13 protein-coding genes are annotated in these 16,067 nt (G+C 62.7%); 8 read left to right on the top strand and 5 right to left on the bottom strand.

All coding sequences use genetic code 11. The annotated features are described in order from the left end of the window. Positions 1 to 9: 9 nt before the first annotated feature. Both ACZYTC_RS10430 and ACZYTC_RS10425 read right to left on the bottom strand, forming a co-directional pair. The gene (locus ACZYTC_RS10430; RefSeq protein WP_488989549.1) at positions 10 to 1,836 is read right to left on the bottom strand and encodes a tetratricopeptide repeat protein; all 1,827 of its coding nucleotides are present in this window, start codon (positions 1,834 to 1,836) and stop codon (positions 10 to 12) included. 349 nt (positions 1,837 to 2,185) lie between these two features. Further along, a complete protein-coding gene (locus ACZYTC_RS10425; RefSeq protein WP_434956147.1) occupies positions 2,186 to 2,848 on the bottom strand; it encodes a TetR/AcrR family transcriptional regulator in 663 nt (220 codons plus the stop codon). A gap of 112 nt (positions 2,849 to 2,960) precedes the next feature. Here ACZYTC_RS10425 and ACZYTC_RS10420 point away from each other — a divergent pair, with 112 nt between their 5' ends. The 8 genes from ACZYTC_RS10420 to ACZYTC_RS10385 all read left to right on the top strand — a co-directional run bounded on the left by ACZYTC_RS10420 (position 2,961) and on the right by ACZYTC_RS10385 (position 13,179). Then, positions 2,961 to 4,568: a carboxyl transferase domain-containing protein gene (locus ACZYTC_RS10420; protein ID WP_488989548.1), complete on the top strand. Its 1,608-nt coding sequence runs from the start codon at positions 2,961 to 2,963 to the stop codon at positions 4,566 to 4,568. Next, complete coding sequence (locus ACZYTC_RS10415; protein ID WP_434956149.1) at positions 4,565 to 5,338, top strand: enoyl-CoA hydratase/isomerase family protein; 774 nt, start codon at positions 4,565 to 4,567, stop codon at positions 5,336 to 5,338. Before ACZYTC_RS10420 ends, ACZYTC_RS10415 begins: the two co-directional genes overlap by 4 nt. Beyond that, on the top strand, positions 5,335 to 7,347 hold the full coding sequence (locus tag ACZYTC_RS10410; protein WP_488989547.1) for an acetyl/propionyl/methylcrotonyl-CoA carboxylase subunit alpha: 2,013 nt from the start codon (positions 5,335 to 5,337) through the stop codon (positions 7,345 to 7,347). Before ACZYTC_RS10415 ends, ACZYTC_RS10410 begins: the two co-directional genes overlap by 4 nt. Continuing rightward, complete coding sequence (locus ACZYTC_RS10405) at positions 7,344 to 8,315, top strand: hydroxymethylglutaryl-CoA lyase (RefSeq protein ID WP_488989546.1); 972 nt, start codon at positions 7,344 to 7,346, stop codon at positions 8,313 to 8,315. Before ACZYTC_RS10410 ends, ACZYTC_RS10405 begins: the two co-directional genes overlap by 4 nt. 15 nt (positions 8,316 to 8,330) lie before the next feature. Next, positions 8,331 to 9,494, top strand: a complete 1,164-nt coding sequence (locus ACZYTC_RS10400; RefSeq protein ID WP_441772432.1) for an isovaleryl-CoA dehydrogenase — start codon at positions 8,331 to 8,333, stop codon at positions 9,492 to 9,494. Between the two features lie 98 nt (positions 9,495 to 9,592). Next, positions 9,593 to 10,867, top strand: a complete 1,275-nt coding sequence (locus ACZYTC_RS10395) for a thiamine pyrophosphate-dependent enzyme (RefSeq protein ID WP_488989545.1) — start codon at positions 9,593 to 9,595, stop codon at positions 10,865 to 10,867. After that, positions 10,867 to 11,880, top strand: a complete 1,014-nt coding sequence (locus ACZYTC_RS10390) for an alpha-ketoacid dehydrogenase subunit beta (protein WP_488989544.1) — start codon at positions 10,867 to 10,869, stop codon at positions 11,878 to 11,880. Before ACZYTC_RS10395 ends, ACZYTC_RS10390 begins: the two co-directional genes overlap by 1 nt. Before the next feature lie 12 nt (positions 11,881 to 11,892). Then, positions 11,893 to 13,179 carry a dihydrolipoamide acetyltransferase family protein gene (locus tag ACZYTC_RS10385; RefSeq protein ID WP_454813733.1) on the top strand — a complete coding sequence of 429 codons (1,287 nt, stop codon included), beginning with the start codon at positions 11,893 to 11,895 and terminating at the stop codon, positions 13,177 to 13,179. Positions 13,180 to 13,227: 48 nt separating this feature from the next. Here ACZYTC_RS10385 and ACZYTC_RS10380 read toward each other — a convergent pair whose 3' ends face one another. The 3 genes from ACZYTC_RS10380 to ACZYTC_RS10370 form a co-directional block, all read right to left on the bottom strand. Continuing rightward, positions 13,228 to 13,755 carry a DedA family protein gene (locus ACZYTC_RS10380; protein WP_488989543.1) on the bottom strand — a complete coding sequence of 176 codons (528 nt, stop codon included), beginning with the start codon at positions 13,753 to 13,755 and terminating at the stop codon, positions 13,228 to 13,230. A gap of 253 nt (positions 13,756 to 14,008) precedes the next feature. Continuing rightward, complete coding sequence (locus tag ACZYTC_RS10375; RefSeq protein ID WP_454813735.1) at positions 14,009 to 14,875, bottom strand: glycosyltransferase family A protein; 867 nt, start codon at positions 14,873 to 14,875, stop codon at positions 14,009 to 14,011. Positions 14,876 to 14,904: 29 nt separating this feature from the next. After that, positions 14,905 to 15,924: a class I SAM-dependent methyltransferase gene (locus ACZYTC_RS10370; protein WP_488989542.1), complete on the bottom strand. Its 1,020-nt coding sequence runs from the start codon at positions 15,922 to 15,924 to the stop codon at positions 14,905 to 14,907. Positions 15,925 to 16,067 lie beyond the last annotated feature (143 nt).

Below are 16,067 nucleotides of genomic sequence, written 5' to 3'. Positions count from 1 at the left end.
TGTCCGGTTCTATGGGGAGGCCGATGCCTTGAGTGTCTTCTTCTCAGGAAAGGTTTTGTCTCTTATTTCTACGGCCTTGGCGCGATTTCTTATAGCGCGGTCGAATTTTGGTTTGATGCGGATGGCGTGATCGAAATCCGTGATCGCCCTGTCGTAATCACCTATGCCCAAATAGGTGATGCCGCGATCATTATAGGCCTCGGCATAGTCGGGGTCGATGCTGATGGCCAGATCGAAGTCCGTCAGCGCCCTGTCGGACTTTCCCAGATTGTCGTAACTGGAGCCGCGCTTCCTATAGGCGAGGGCATTGTTCGGCTTGATGCGGATCGCCTGATTGAAGTCCTGGATCGCGCGGGCGTGGTCACCCTTGTTGTCGTAGCTGACGCCTCGATTGACGAAGGCGGCCGCATTATCGGGATCGAGCCGGAGAGCCTGGTCGAAGTCGCGGATGGCGCGGTCGTAATGGCCCTGCCGGTCATATGTGATGCCGCGGTTCCTATAGGCGAGGGTGTAGTCGGGTTTGAGGCGAATGGCTTGATCATAATCCGCTAGAGCGCGGTCTCGATCGCCTTTGTCGTCATGGGCGTTGCCGCGGTTGTTGAAGGCGAGCGCGTAACCGGCGTCGAAACGTATGGCCTGGTCGAAATCCTGGATGGCGCGCTCATAGTCGTCCCTGTCGTAATAGACGTTGCCCCGCGCATTGTAGGCCCTGGCATAATCAGGCTTGAGGCGAATGGCTTCGTCGAAATCCCGGATCGCGCGATCGGGGTCGCCCTTTTCGGCATATACGCCACCCCGATTGTTGAAGGCGATGGCCAAATTGGGGTCGAGCCGGATCGCCTGATCGTAGTCCTGAAGCGCGCGGTCGCTGTCGCCCTTGTCGTCATAAGCGTTGCCCCGGCCATTATAGGCGAGAGCATGGTCCGGCTTGATGCGGATGGCCTGATCGTAGTCCTGAATGGCGCGGTCGAATTGGCTCTTGTCGTAATAGGCGTTGCCGCGGTTCGAATAGGCGATGACGTAATCGGGATCTATGCGGATGGCTTCATCGTAATCCCGGATGGCCTTGTCATTGTCACCCTTGTTCTTGTTGGCGACGCCGCGGTTGTTGAAGGCGTAGGCATAGTCGGGCTTGAGGCTGATGGCCTGATCGTAATCGCGGATAGCGCGGTCGTAGTCGCCCTTGTCATCATAGGTGCTGCCGCGGTTGTTGAAGGCATCGGCGTAATTGGGCTTGAGGCGGATGGCGCGATCGAAGTCCCGAATGGCCCGATCGTACTCGCCCTTGTCTTGATAGACGCTGCCACGGTTATTGAAGGCGTAGGCATAATCAGGCTTGAGACGGATGGCCTCGTCGAAGTCCTGAATGGCGCGATCGCGATCGCCCTTGGCGTCATGGGCCTTGCCACGGCCGTTGAAGGCCGTGGCATAGTCCGGCCTGATGCGAATGGCGTGGTCGTAATCCTGGATGGCGCGGTCGCGATCACCCTTGTCGGCATAGACGCTGGCGCGATTGTTGAGCGCGAGGGCATCGTCCGGCCTGAGGAGGATGGCTCGATCAAGGTCCTGGATGGCGCGGTCATAGTCCCCTCTGTCAGCATGGGCGTTACCGCGATTGCTCAATGCCAGCGCGAAGTTCGGGTCCAGGCGAAGGGCTTGGTCGTAATCCTGGATGGCGCGACCCGTATCGCCCTTGTCGGCATAGGCGTTGCCGCGATTGTTGTAGGCGGAGGCGTGATCGGGTTTCAGGAAGATCGCCTGGTCATAATCCGCGATGGCGCGGTCCCCGTCGCCCTTGTGCTGATAAGCTACGCCGCGATTGTAATAGGCGGTCACCAGATCCGCCTGGGAACTGCCCCCTCCCACAATGAGCCAACTGCAGGCAGTGATAGTCTGATCGTCGGTGGATTTGGCGTCGAAGCAAAATGTCTCAGCCTGTTTGCTCGAAATCCCTCTGGCGAACCCGGTTGCGGGGACTAACGACAACACGATTGCCATCGCCCATAGCGCTTGTTTCCCGTTCAACGAAGACCTCACCCAGCGAAATCACCCCTGTTTGCAGTAAAGCCTATCTTAGCAATGGTGAAAAGGCTCAATGTCTGCTCGCTCGATCAGTCAGCGTTGCAAGCTATGCTTGTGCAGCAGCATATAGAGCCAAGCACCCAGGCATCGATGCCGGTTTGCCTCAACCGATTGCCTGCATTCGGGTAGTGCCGATCCCGGTGACGGCTGCCTCGCCGGGGAACTCCCCCGAAGCGCCGGGTAACAACCCGCCGATAACGAGCTGCCGGTGGATGGCGATGATTTCGTCCTCACCGAGCCGGCCATTGGGATCGTACCAGCCGACCACGCCGGTGAGTTGGGCGATGATCGCGAAGGTGGCGACGGTCACATCAGGCACCAGCAGGGCACCGCTCTTGGTCCCCTCGGCCAGGATCTGCTCCAGGCGCCGTTCATAGTCGCGCCGCAGTCCGGTCACGACAGCCCGGTTTTGCGGCTCCAGGCTGCGCAGTTCGGAGTTGTTGATGAAGACTTCCATCCTCCGGGTCAGGTGATAGCGCAGATGGAATTCGATGAAGGTGTCGAGGCGGGCAAGCGGGCTCTCGACGCCTGCAAGCGCCGCGTCGAGCGCTTCGGTCAACCTCGTCATATGCTCAACCAGGAAGTCGAACAACAGCGCTTGTTTGGTGGTAATATGATTGTAGAGCGAACCTGGCTGGATGCCGACGATCTGGGCGAGATCCCTCAAGCTCATGCCCTCATAGCCATGTTCGAAGATCAGGCGCAGGCCGGCGGCTCGGATCGCCTCCGCCGTCCTGCTGCCATCCGCTCCCACTTTGCGCGCCATATGAAACCACTTGCGGAGAAACCCGCCCCCGACTATAGAAACAAACGTCCGTTCGTTTATGATCCAATCAGGGCCGCATCGCAAGCGGCTTGCAACAGGCAAGGCGGTCTGCATGCCGGTCATAGGGAGTGCCATCGATCGGCGGTCGGAGGCTTTTCAGCGCAATCACGATGCGCTGGCAGCGCTCGCCGCTGAATTGCGCGAACGCAATCAGCGCGCTGGTGGCGGCGGTTCGGCCTCCGCGCGCGAAAAGCATCTCAAGCGCGGCAAGCTGCTGCCGCGCGACCGCATTGAACTGCTTCTCGATGCCGGAGCTCCGTTCCTGGAGCTTTCCCAACTTGCCGCCTTCGGCCTTTATCGCGATGAGGTTCCGGCTGCCGGGCTGATCACCGGCATCGGCCGGGTCTCCGGCCAGGAATGCATGATCGTCGCCAACGATGCCACGGTGAAGGGCGGCACCTATTTCCCGATGACGGTGAAGAAGCATCTGCGGGCGCAGGCCATTGCCGCCGAGAATCATCTGCCTTGCGTCTACCTGGTCGATTCCGGCGGGGCCTTCCTGCCCAAGCAGGACGAGGTGTTTCCCGACCGAGAGCATTTCGGCCGCATCTTCTTCAACCAGGCGCGCCTGTCGGCCGCCGGCATTCCACAGATCGCGGTGGTGATGGGCAGTTCGACGGCGGGCGGCGCCTATGTGCCTGCCATGGCCGATCAGGTCGTGATGGTGCGCAACCAAGCCACGATTTTCCTCGGCGGCCCGCCGCTCGTGAAGGCAGCCACTGGTGAGACGGTCAGCGCGGAGGTGCTGGGCGGCACCGACACCCACACCCGCACCTCGGGCGTCGCAGACTATGCTGCGGAGAACGATGCCCATGCCCTTGGTGTTGCGCGGGAGATCGTCGGCAATCTCAACCGGCGTAAGCATGACGACGCCGACCTCGCGGCGCCCAGGCCGCCGCTCTACGATCCCAAGGAAATCTACGGCATCGTCTCAGCCGATCCCCGCAAGCCGTATGATGTGCGTCAGGTCATCGCCAGGCTGGTCGACGGTTCGGAATTCGACGAATTCAAGGCCGATTTCGGCACTACGCTGGTCACCGGTTTTGCCCGGATCTGGGGCTATCCCGTCGGCATCATTGCCAATAATGGCATCCTCTTCTCCGAATCGGCGCTTAAAGGGGCTCATTTCATCGAGCTCGCCTGCCAACGCGGCATTCCCCTACTCTTCCTGCAGAACATCACCGGTTTCATGGTCGGCCGGGAGTATGAGGCGGGCGGCATCGCCAAGGACGGCGCGAAGCTGGTGGCGGCGGTGGCGGCGGCAAACGTGCCGAAATTCACCGTTGTGATCGGCAACAGCTTCGGCGCCGGCAATTATGCCATGTGCGGCCGTGCCTATGATCCGCGCTTCCTGTGGATGTGGCCCAATGCCCGCATCTCCGTGATGGGAGGCGAACAGGCCGCCAATGTGCTGGCGCAAGTGCGCCGGGATGCGGCCGGGACCGATGAGTCCAAAATCGACACCGAGGCCGAGGAAGCCTTCAAGGCGCCGATCCGGGCCCAGTATGAGGAGCAGGGCAACCCCTATTACTCGACGGCGCGGCTGTGGGACGACGGCATCATCGATCCGGCCGAAACCCGCATGGTGCTGGCGCTGGCCCTGTCGGCCGCGCGCAATGCTCCAGCCAGGGAGACACGCTTCGGCGTGTTCCGGATGTGAGTCTGAGGGTCGAACGGAATGGGCCGGTCGCGGTCCTCACCCTGGATCGTCCCGAGGTGTTGAATGCCTTCGACGAAGCGCTCATCGCCGAACTGACCCGAACCTTTGCCGAGGTGGGCGCCGACGGCACGGTCAGGGCCGTACTGCTGCAGGCCGAGGGCAAGGCCTTCTCGGCCGGGGCCGATCTTGCCTGGATGCGCCGCGCCGCCGATGCCTCGCCGGAAGACAATCTGGCCGATGCGCGCCAGCTTGCCGAACTGCTGCGGGTGGTCGATACCTGCTCCAAGCCGACGCTCGCGCGGGTGCAGGGGGCGGCCTTTGGCGGGGCGGTCGGCCTGGTGGCTTGCTGCGACATTGCCATTGCCGTGCCGCAGGCGCGTTTCTCCCTCAGCGAGGTGCGCCTCGGTCTCATCCCCGGGGCGATCAGCCCCTATGTCGTCAGGGCGATCGGCCAGCGTGCCGCGCGCCGCCTCTTCCTCACGGCTGAGCGCTTTTCGGCCGAGGATGCCCTGAGATACGGCCTGATCCATGAAATAGCGTCGCCCGAGACGCTGGACGAGACGGTGCAGCGCTGTCTTTCGGATATCTTAGCGGGGGGCCCCGAGGCCGTCGCCGCCGCCAAGAAACTGGCTGATGACATGGCCGGACCCATCACGGCCGAACGCATCGAGGAAAGCGCCCGACGCATTGCCACGATCCGCTCTTCGCCCGAGGCGCGTGAGGGCCTCGCCGCCTTCTTCGCCAAGCGCAAGCCTGGATGGATGTCATGACCGCCCATCGACCCAGACCCATTCGCGTGCTCTTGATCGCCAATCGCGGCGAGATCGCTGTGCGCATCATCCGCACGGCCCGCGCCATGGGCATCCGCACCATCGCCGTCTATTCCGACGCAGATGCCCACAGCCTCGCCGTGGCGCTGGCGGACCGGGCGCTGCGTCTCGGCCCCGCCCCCTCCCGAGAAAGCTATCTGTCGATCGACAAGTTGATCGCCGCCGCCAAGGCAAGCGGCGCCGACGCCATCCATCCCGGCTATGGCTTCCTGGCCGAGAATGCCGAGTTCGCCCGGGCCTGCGCGGCTGAAGGCATCACCTTCGTGGGGCCGTCGGCCGAGACCATCCTCGCCATGGGCGACAAGGCGCAGGCGCGTTCCCGCATGGCCGCTGCCGGCGTGCCGGTGTTGACGGGCTATGAGGGCGAGGACCAGAGCCTCGACACGCTGATGCGTGCGGCGGAGGCCATCGGTTTTCCGGTGCTGCTCAAGCCTTCGGCCGGCGGCGGCGGCAAGGGCATGCACATCGTCAGCCGCAGCGAAGACCTGGCGGCCGCCTTGCAGGCGGCCCAGCGCGAGGCGCGTTCCTCCTTCGGCGACGACCGCATGGTGATCGAGCGTTATCTGCAGGTCGCCCGCCATGTCGAGGTCCAGGTCTTTGCCGACCACCACGGCAATACCGTGCATCTGTTCGACCGCGACTGCTCGGTGCAGCGCCGCCACCAGAAGGTGATCGAGGAGGCGCCGGCGCCCGATCTGCCGTCCGCCCTGCGCGACGGCCTGCACCAGGCGGCGGTCACCTGCGCCCGTTCGGTTGACTATGTCGGGGCCGGCACGGTCGAATTCCTGGTCGCCGACGACCATTTCTATTTCATGGAGATGAATACCAGGCTTCAGGTCGAGCATCCGGTGACGGAGGCGGTCACCGGCCTCGACCTGGTGTCCTGGCAACTGCGGGTGGCTGGCGGCGCGCCGCTCCCGCTGGCGCAGGAGGCGATCACCTGCACGGGCCACGCCCTGGAAGCGCGCCTGTGCGCCGAGGATCCGGCCGGTGGCTTCCTGCCGAGCATCGGCAGGATCGAGCATCTGGCGCTGCCCGAGGGCCTGTCCGGTCTTCGTGTCGACAGCGGCTTTCGTAGCGGGGACACCGTCTCGATGCACTATGATTCCCTGCTCGCCAAGGTGATTACTGCCGGCACCGACCGCGCCGAAGCTATTGCCCGGCTCGGGGCCGGGCTCGATGCCGTCGAGGTGGTCGGGCCCCATACCAATCGGGATTTCCTCGCCGCCATCATCCGCCACCCAGCCTTTGCCGCAGGCGGGGTCGACACACGTTTCATCGAGCACCACCAGGCCGAGTTGCTGGAACCATCCCCGTATCCGGCGGATGAGGTGATTGCGGCGGCTGCCTTCGTGGCGCTGCGGGCCACCGAGAGCCAGGCCAAGACGGGCGATCCGACCGATCCCCATTCGCCCTGGGGCGAGACCGGCGGCTGGCGCCTCTCCGGTTCGGCGCGGCGCAAGCTGGAGCTGGCCTGGGGTGACACGCTGATCGGCGTCGATGCCGCCTGGTTGGCCGAGGGGTATGAGCTGCATCTCGCGGACCAGCGGGTCAATGTCGCGGGTAGCCTCGATGCCGACGGAACGGCGCGGCTGCGGATCGGCGAGACCGTGCTGAAGGCCCGCGCCGTCTTGTTCGGCGAAACGCTGACCTTGTTCGTGGATGGCCGATCCTATGCTTTCGGGTTGCGCGACGCCCGCAAGCCGCGCGGCGTGGAAAGCGAGGGCGTGGGCCGCATCCTGTCGCCGATGCCAGGCCTCGTTCTTTCGGTGAGCGCCGTGGCTGGAGCGACGGTCGAGAAGGGGCAGCCTTTGGTGGTGATCGAGGCCATGAAGATGGAACACACCGTCTCGGCGCCTCGAGCCGGTATCGTCAAGGTCGTCGATGTCGCCGTGGGCGATCAGGTCGTCGCCGGCGCCGAGCTGGTGGTGCTGGAGATCGAGCCGTGAGCCGGGCCGGTACCATCGAGATCTTCGAGGTCGGCCCCCGTGATGGCCTCCAGAACGAGGCGAAGGTGCTGCCGGTCGAGACCCGCATCGCCTTGATCCGCGATCTTGCCGCGGCCGGGCTGCGCACGGTGGAAGCCGGCAGCTTCGTCTCGCCCAGAAATCTGCCGCAGATGGCTCAGACCGCCGACGTGCTGGCCGGGCTGTCCTCGTTCGGTGGGTCGATCTCCAGATCGACCCATAGCGCGGAGGCAGGGAGTAAGGTCGATCTGGAGATCGACCCACCCATCCACCTGCCTGTGCTGGTGCCCAATGCTCGTGGCTTTGCCGACGCGCTTGCGGCCAAGGCGAAGTATATCGCGGTCTTTGCTGCGGCCTCCGAGAGCTTCAGCCGTCGCAATATCAATCGCAGCATCGAAGAGAGCCTCGACGAATACCGCCCGATCGTGGCTGAGGCCCGGGCCAAGGGCCTGAAGGTGCGTGGCTATGTCAGCTGTGTCCTGGGCTGCCCCTATGAAGGGCAGGTGGCTGTCTCCGCCGTGGTCTCGGTGGCGACGGCCTTGGCCGCGATGGGGTGCGAGGAAATCTCACTCGGCGACACCATAGGCGTGGGAACGCCCGATGCGGCGCGCGCGATGACGGCGGCGGTGGCCAGCGAGATCGGTATCCAGCGTACCGCCGTGCATTTCCACGACACCTACGGCCAGGCGCTCGCCAATGTCCTGGCCTGTCTCGATCTCGGCGTCACCGTGGTGGATTCCTCCGTCGCCGGCCTTGGCGGCTGCCCCTATGCACCGGGGGCGAGTGGAAACCTGGCCACCGAGGATCTCGTTTACATGCTCGATGGCCTTGGCGTCGAAACCGGGGTCGATCTCGACAAGGTCGCGGCGGCGGGCAGGGCTGTCTGTGCGGCGCTCGGCTCAGCCCCGCGCTCGCGCACGGGCCAGGCTCTGGCGGCTAAAGTAAAATAATCAGGGAGAGGGCTCATGTATGACGGCGGCCTGAACTTCAATCTCGGCGAAGACATCGAGGAATTGCGCCGCATGGTGCAGCGTTTCGCGGCGGAGAAGGTTGCGCCGCGTGCCGCCGCCATCGATCGCGACAATGCCTTTCCGCGCGACCTGTGGCCCGAACTCGGTGCCCTCGGCCTGCTCGGCGTCACTGCCGAAGCGGAGTACGGCGGCTCGGGCATGGGCTACCTTGCCCATTGCGTCGCCATGGAGGAAATCAGCCGGGCCTCTGGCGCGGTGGGGCTTTCCTATGGCGCTCATTCCAATCTGTGTGTCAACCAGCTCACCCGCCATGCCAATCCCGATCAGAAGCAACGTTATCTGCCCAAGCTGATCTCGGGCGAACATGTCGGCTCGCTGGCGATGTCGGAGGCCGGCTCCGGCTCGGACGTGGTATCGATGAGCCTCAAGGCCGAGGCTCGCGACGGTGGTTTCGTCCTCAACGGCACCAAGATGTGGATCACCAACGGTCCCGATGCCGACGTGCTGGTCGTCTATGCCAAGACTGATCCGGCCGCCGGCCCGAAGGGCATCTCCACCTTCATCGTCGAGCGCGGCTTTGCCGGCTTCCGGACCTCGCCCAAGCTCGACAAGCTCGGCATGCGCGGCTCCAGCACCTGCGAGTTAGTTTTCGAGGATTGCTTCGTGCCGTCAGCCAATCTGCTCGGCAAGGTCGGCGATGGTGTCCGCATCCTGATGTCCGGCCTCGATTTCGAGCGGGTGGTGCTATCGGGTGGGCCGATCGGGTTGATGGCTGCGGCGCTCGACCTCGTCGTGCCCTATGTCCATGAGCGCAAGCAGTTCGGCGAAGCCATCGGCACCTTCCAACTGATGCAGGGCAAGCTCGCCGACATGTACACCCTCTACAATGCCTCGCGCGCCTATACCTATGCGGTGGCCGCTGCCTGCGACCGCGGCGAGGTTGCCCGCAAGGACGCCGCCGGCTGCATCCTCTATTCGGCCGAGAACGCCACCAAGGTCGCACTCGAGGCCATCCAAGCCCTGGGCGGCAACGGCTACATCAACGATTTTCCGGCCGGACGCCTGCTGCGTGACGCCAAGCTTTACGAAATCGGCGCCGGCACCTCCGAAATCCGACGCATGCTGATCGGCCGCGAGATCTTTCGCGAGACGAGCTGACATCGCAGGACACGCCCGAAACGATACGGCCAGACGCATTCTCACGCCAGCCGGACAGCACGACGGTCACAACAAGACCTCCTGGGAGCGCCCGTTCGATGACCAAGAAGACCACGCTTAGCCTGCACATTCCGGACGCACGCTTCCGGCCGGGCGATACGCCCGATTTCAGCTATCTCAATCTGCCGGGTGCGGGCGAGGCCCAGCGCCCGCCGGTCGGCGCCGTCGCCTCGGAAACCCGCGACCTTGCCTTCGGTCTGGTGCGGGTGCTCGACGACGAGGGCAGGGCGCTCGGCCCCTGGGATCCCAAGCTCGATGCCGATACTCTGCGCAAGGGCCTGCGCGCCATGATGCTGACGCGCTATTTCGACGACCAGATGTTCAAGGCACAGCGCCAGGGCAAGACCTCCTTCTACATGAAATGCACCGGTGAGGAGGCGGTCGCTGTCGGCCAGGCGCTGGCGCTGGAAGCCGGTGACATGTGCTTTCCGACCTACCGCCAGCAAGGCCTGCTGGTGGCGCGTGGCTGGCCGCTGACCGACATGATGTCGCAAATCTATTCCAACGGGCAAGACAGGCTGAAGGGGCGGCAATTGCCGGTGCTCTATTCCGCCAAGGAGGCCGGTTTCTTCTCCATTTCTGGCAATCTCGCCACCCAGGTGCCGCAGGCCGTCGGCTGGGCCATGGCGTCGGCCTACAAGCGCGATCGCCGCATCGCCGCGGCCTGGATCGGCGACGGTTCCTCTGCCGAGGGTGATTTCCACCACGGCATGGTGTTCGCCTCGGTCTATCACGCGCCAGTGCTGATCAATCTCGTCAACAATCAATGGGCGATTTCATCAAGCCAGGGCGTCGCCGGCGGGGAGGAGGCGACCTTCGCCTCGCGCGCCATCGGCTTTGGCATGCCGGGCATCCGGGTCGACGGCAACGATCTGCTCGCCGTCTATGCGGTGACGCGCTGGGCCGCCGAGCGGGCCCGCTCCAACCATGGCCCGACCCTGATCGAGCTGTTCACCTATCGCGTCGCGGCTCATTCTACCAGCGATGATCCCGGCCGCTATCGCCCGGGCGACGAGGAGAAGTACTGGCCTTTCGGCGACCCGGTCGAGCGCCTGAAACGCCATCTCATCGGCCTGGGCGAATGGAACGAGGAGCGCCATCAGGCGCAGGCAAAGGAATTGCAGGCCGAGGTCAAGGCGGCCAATGTCGAGGCCCAGCGCCACGGCATTCTCAGCGACGGGCCGCATCACGGCAATGAGACCATGTTCGAGGACGTCTTCAAGGACATGCCCTGGCATCTCAAGGAGCAATTGGCCGAACTCAACCAATTCGAAGCCGCCAAGGACGCCGCTAATAAGAAGGAGGGCAAATAATGCCCGCCATGAACATGGTGCAGGCCCTCAACTCGGCCATGGATGTCCTGCTCAAGAATGATCCCAACGTGTTGATCTTCGGCGAGGATGTCGGCTTTTTCGGCGGCGTGTTCCGCTGCACTGACGGCCTGCAGCAACGCTACAGCTCGCAACGCGTCTTCGATGCCCCGATCGCCGAAGGTGGCTTGATCGCCATTGCCATCGGCATGGGCGCCTATGGGCTGAGGCCCATCGTCGAGTGTCAGTTCGCCGATTACATCTATCCCGGCTTCGACCAGATCGTCTCGGAAGCGGCGCGCCTGCGCTATCGCTCGGGCGGAGAATTCACCTCGCCGATCACCATCCGCTCGCCCTATGGCGGCGGCATTTTCGGCGGTCAGACCCACAGCCAGAGCCCGGAAGGCCTGTTCAGCCATGTGTGCGGCATCAAGACGGTGATCCCGTCCACCCCTTATGATGCCAAGGGCCTGCTGATCAGCGCGGTCGAGGACGACGATCCCGTGCTGTTCCTCGAGCCGAAGCGACTCTACAACGGTCCCTTCGATGGTCATCACGACCGCCCGCTGAAGCCCTGGACCGATCAGGCCGGGGCCGACGTGCCGACGGGGCATTACAAGGTGCCGCTCGGCAAGGCCGCAATCGTCCGGGAGGGCAGGGAACTGACCATTCTGGCCTACGGCACCATGGTGCATGTGGCCGTAGCCGCGACGCAGGAGACCGGTATCGATGCCGAGATCCTCGATCTGAGGACGATTCTGCCCGTCGACATCGAGGCGATCGAGGAATCGGTGAAGAAGACGGGCCGCTGCCTGATCGTGCACGAAGCGACGCGCACCGGCGGCTTCGGTGCCGAATTGTCGGCGCTGGTGCAGGAGCGCTGTTTCCACCATCTGGAAGCACCGATCGAGCGTGTCACGGGTTGGGATACGCCCTATCCGCATACCTTCGAATGGCAGTATTTCCCCGGCCCCAGGCGGGTGGGGGAAGGCATGCGCAAAGTGATGGCAGGCTGAGGGGAGACGATCATGAGCAATTTCGTGTTCAAATTGCCGGATGTCGGCGAAGGCATCGCCCAGGCCGAAATCGTCGCCTGGCATGCGGAGATCGGGCAGGAGATCCAGGAGGACGACCCGCTGGTCGATGTGATGACCGACAAGGCCACGGTCGAGATCACCTCGCCCGTGTCGGGCCGCATCCTGGCGCGTCATGCCGAAGTCGGCGTGATGGCTTCGATCGGCAGCGAATTGGTGGTGATCGATACCGGTGGCGAGGCCGAGGCGCCTGCTGTCGAGCCCGTGGCCGCCTCCACCCCGGCGCCGGCGAAACCCGCCAAGGCACCTGCCAAGACCGCGTCAGCCCCGGTGCCGGCTGCTGCGCCTGCTGCCGCGTCGCCGCATGCGGTCACTCCGGCAGTCTCGGGCAAAGTCCTGGCGGCACCCGCTGTGCGCTCCCGGTTGGCGGCTCTCGGGCTTGATGGTGCCAAGATCCGCGGCAGCGGTCCCGATGGGCGCATCGAGCATGCCGATCTCGACGATCATCTGACCCGCAGCCAACCCCAGGCCCCGGCTTCAGCCCCGGCGGCGCGCGCGCCCGTGCCACCTCCGCCCACGGTCGGCGATGACAGCATCGAAGATATCAAGGTGATCGGCCTGCGACGCCAGATTGCCGAGCGCATGCTGGAAGCCAAGCGCAGCGTGCCGCATTTCACCTATGTCGAGGAGATCGACGTCACCGCCCTCGAAGCGGCGCGCGCCGAGATCAATACGGCCGCCGTCGGCTGGCCGAAGCTGACGCTGCTGCCCTTCCTGATCAAAGCGATGGTGCGCGGCATCGCCCAGCACCCCATCGTCAACGCCCGCTACGATGCCGAGGCGGCTGTCATCCATCGTTACAACGCCGTGCATATCGGCGTGGCGACGCAGACGCCCCGCGGCCTGGTGGTGCCGGTGATCCGCCATGCCGAAATGCTGACGCTGCATCAGCTCGCTGCCGAGATCGTTAAGCTCAGCGAGCTCGCCAGAACCGGCAAGGCCAGCCGCGAGGTACTGACGGGCTCGACCATTACGGTCTCCAGCCTGGGGGCGCTCGGCGGCATCGCCGCGACGCCGATCATCAATCCGCCCGAGGTTGCCATCGTCGGCGTCAACAAGATTGTCGAACGGCCGGTGGTGAAGAACGGTCAGATCGCCGTCGCCAAGCTGATGAACCTCTCCTCATCCTTCGATCACCGCATCGTCGACGGCTTCGATGCCGCCGCCTTCATCAAGACGGTAAAGGGCGAGTTGGAAGCACCGGTTCGGCTGATGGTGTAGTGTCTTTCCGGATCGGGATTCGAAGATGCTGCCCCATCCAAACCCCGATCAGAACAGCGATTGCAGCCAGTTCAGCCCCAGGGCACCGGGCGCCAGCACGCCGAAGGCCCAGATCACGGCCGAGGAAGCGTTCACGAGCTGAAACGGGAGTGCCGGCATCTGGCAGATGCCGGCAACTAGCGGTACCGAGGCCCGCAGAGGCCCGAGAAAACGACCGAAGAAGACGCCGGGCGTACCCCACTTCTCAAAGAAGCGATGGCCGCGCGGCAGCAGGTCCGGATAGCGCGAGAGCGGCCAGTAATGGGCAGCGCGATTTTCAAGCTTGAGACCGATCCAATAGGACAGCCAATCGCCCAGAAAGGCCCCCAGCGCCGCCGCAGCCCAGAAGGGCCAGAGCGACATGCCGCCTTCCCCGATGAGAAAACCGATTCCGAGTAGGATGACCGTCGCCGGAACCAGCAGCGAGACGAAGGCGAGCGATTCCCCGAAGGCCAGCAGCAGCACAACGAGGATGCCCCAGCCTTCATGCGCGCGGACAAAGGCGATGACGGTTTGCGTGATATCGGCGAGTGTCATAGGGCGCAGGGACGCGGTTTCACAATGGGGGCAGATGCAATATGCGGGCGGGACATCCGCACGCCACGACGGATTTGAGCGATGGCCCGAGGGGCCAGCATCCGTCGTATTCGGCTCGAATCCGTAACGCGGCCGCAGTAAGGGATAGCCGCGCTGCCGTGTCAATTTACGGAGTTGTAAGGGGGCGATCAGGCACGCTCCGCCCAACGCGTCTTTGCGATTCTTACCGCCGCCGGCAAATCGCAAAGTACCTCTAGGGGCAAACTTGCCTTTTCAGCTTTCGTACCTTTCTCGCCGGATAGATCCGATGCTCGACGAACCAGGAAATGAGATAGGCAAGCAAGGCCTTGCTGATCCAGCCAGCGGCGTGGAACCCGGACTTGCTTTGGAGGAAGTCCCGCGCGGCGTTCCTGTAGGTCACCACGTTTTCAAGCTTGATGGTGAGCTGCTCGGGCGCTGCCTTGTAATCACGCTCGATGATCCGCTGGTAGAAGGTCGATCGGTTCGACCCGGCGACGCGAGTGCGGTAGAGAGTTTCGAAGAGAACGACGAAATCTCCGCCCCAGGCGAACGGGTAACAGGGGATCACCTTGTCGAGACGGTCCTGGAGAGTTCGTGTTCTCCACAGGCTGTATAGCCAGCTCGCATGCGCTCGTTTCATCAGGCGAATGCTCGCCGTGCGTCCTGTCGGCAGGCCTTCGAGCGCCGGGGTGACGATTTTTTTCCGGGAGCGATGTTCTCGCAGGGTCTCGACGCGTCCGACGGCAAGTTCCGCATCCGGGTGCGAATCCAGGAGCTTTACCATTTCTTCGAGGTAATTCTCGTCGCTGTGATCGTCATAGGCGCGCCATATGAAGTATTCGCTGTCGCATGCCTTCGCCAATGCGACCAGGTTGGGCCACGCGCCGATATTTTCTTCATTGAGGTGATAGGAGAAGCGAGCGTCCAGGTCGACATATTCCTTGCAGATCGCCGGGGTGTTGTCAGTGGAACGATTGTCGAAGATCACAACCTTGAAATTGATGAAGGTCTGTCTGCGCAGATTTTCAAGGCAGGAACGCAGCAACTCTCCGCCGTTGAAAATCGGAACACCGATGGTGACGCGCTGAACTGGTTTCATGAAAGGGGCTTTCTCGGCAAATGACGCAGTCATGCAGCGGACGCAGGCTGCGCGTCACCTCGGGGCAGGGGCGTCGCCGGTGTGCCTTCGAGACCGATGACCTTGGCGCTGCCGCCGAGTGCGCGAAACATGGCATCGACCTCGTCGCGGTAGAGCGGATTGGCGACGATGATCGTCCTGACGCCAGCTTGCACGGCTTCCTGGGCCGAAACGATTCGATGGCCTGTGATCGGCACGAAGCATCCCTGCTTGGCCGGATTGATATCGACCAGCATTTCGATCAAGTCGCTGCCGGGATCTACCAATTGGGTGAAGCCGACACCCTTCGCCGCTGCTCCCCACACTGCAACCGGCCCCTGGCTCTCGGCAATCAATCCACGCCAATAGGCGATGTATTGCTCGCGATACGCGATCAGATTCGGAAGCTCCGGCGGCCTGTAAACCGTGGATGGCCGTGCCGTTGCAAGAAAGTACTGGTCTCCGAAGACCGAGGTCGAAGACACCATGTCGAAGCCGCTCAACCGGCATGCCATGGCAAGACTCGATGGCGTATAGAATGAACAGGTTTCGTAGAATATATCTTGGATGGCTCTATTATTCAGAACCCATGCAGCGTCGGGCGATTCAATGAACAATGTGGTTTCATTGTCATCGATAACTTCGCGTAGCAAAGTCAGGAATCCGACGGGATCTTGCACGTAACCAATTACATGCCTGAGAATGATTAGGTTTGGTTTTACCGAAAGAATTTTAGAGGAAGACTTGTTGAAATATTGACCATGAATGTTGATATTGTTGCCAAACGCTCCCTTCAATCCTCGATACGCCGGATCGAATCCATCGATCGTTTCGATTCGATTGTCCTTGTCCATTCTGATCAGATGGCAAAGGAATTGTCCTTGTCCGCACCCGATTTCCAGAATTCTAAGTTTTTCTACAAAATTTATGCTTTTAATTGCTTTTGAGGCGACCTCGTCTAGGTACGACCTGTAAGAAGACGAATAGGTTCCATCTTGTTCGTACTCGCCGTCAAAATGTATAGATTCCACTGCGAAGGCATTATTCCATAAAAATCCGCATCTCTTGCATCCGATAACATGTAAGTTTCTTGATGGAAATCTTATTGCATTTGAATGGTTCACCGGAAGGCGATTTGAAAATACAGGTGCATGTCTACGTTCTTCGACAACTT

Source organism: Labrys sp. F242 (genome assembly GCF_057813875.1).
Note: the sequence above shows the minus strand (reverse complement) of the source record. Positions and strands in the feature narration are given on the sequence as shown.

Excerpts from the sequence above, each read along its gene's own strand:
- ACZYTC_RS10425 (WP_434956147.1), bottom strand. The coding sequence starts at position 2,848 with ATGGCGCGCAAAGTGGGAGCGGATGGCAGCAGGACGGCGGAGGCGATC.
- ACZYTC_RS10420 (WP_488989548.1), top strand. The coding sequence starts at position 2,961 with ATGCCGGTCATAGGGAGTGCCATCGATCGGCGGTCGGAGGCTTTTCAG.
- ACZYTC_RS10410 (WP_488989547.1), top strand. The coding sequence starts at position 5,335 with ATGACCGCCCATCGACCCAGACCCATTCGCGTGCTCTTGATCGCCAAT.
- ACZYTC_RS10400 (WP_441772432.1), top strand. The coding sequence starts at position 8,331 with ATGTATGACGGCGGCCTGAACTTCAATCTCGGCGAAGACATCGAGGAA.
- ACZYTC_RS10395 (WP_488989545.1), top strand. The coding sequence starts at position 9,593 with ATGACCAAGAAGACCACGCTTAGCCTGCACATTCCGGACGCACGCTTC.
- ACZYTC_RS10390 (WP_488989544.1), top strand. The coding sequence starts at position 10,867 with ATGCCCGCCATGAACATGGTGCAGGCCCTCAACTCGGCCATGGATGTC.
- ACZYTC_RS10385 (WP_454813733.1), top strand. The coding sequence starts at position 11,893 with ATGAGCAATTTCGTGTTCAAATTGCCGGATGTCGGCGAAGGCATCGCC.
- ACZYTC_RS10380 (WP_488989543.1), bottom strand. The coding sequence starts at position 13,755 with ATGACACTCGCCGATATCACGCAAACCGTCATCGCCTTTGTCCGCGCG.
- ACZYTC_RS10375 (WP_454813735.1), bottom strand. The coding sequence starts at position 14,875 with ATGAAACCAGTTCAGCGCGTCACCATCGGTGTTCCGATTTTCAACGGC.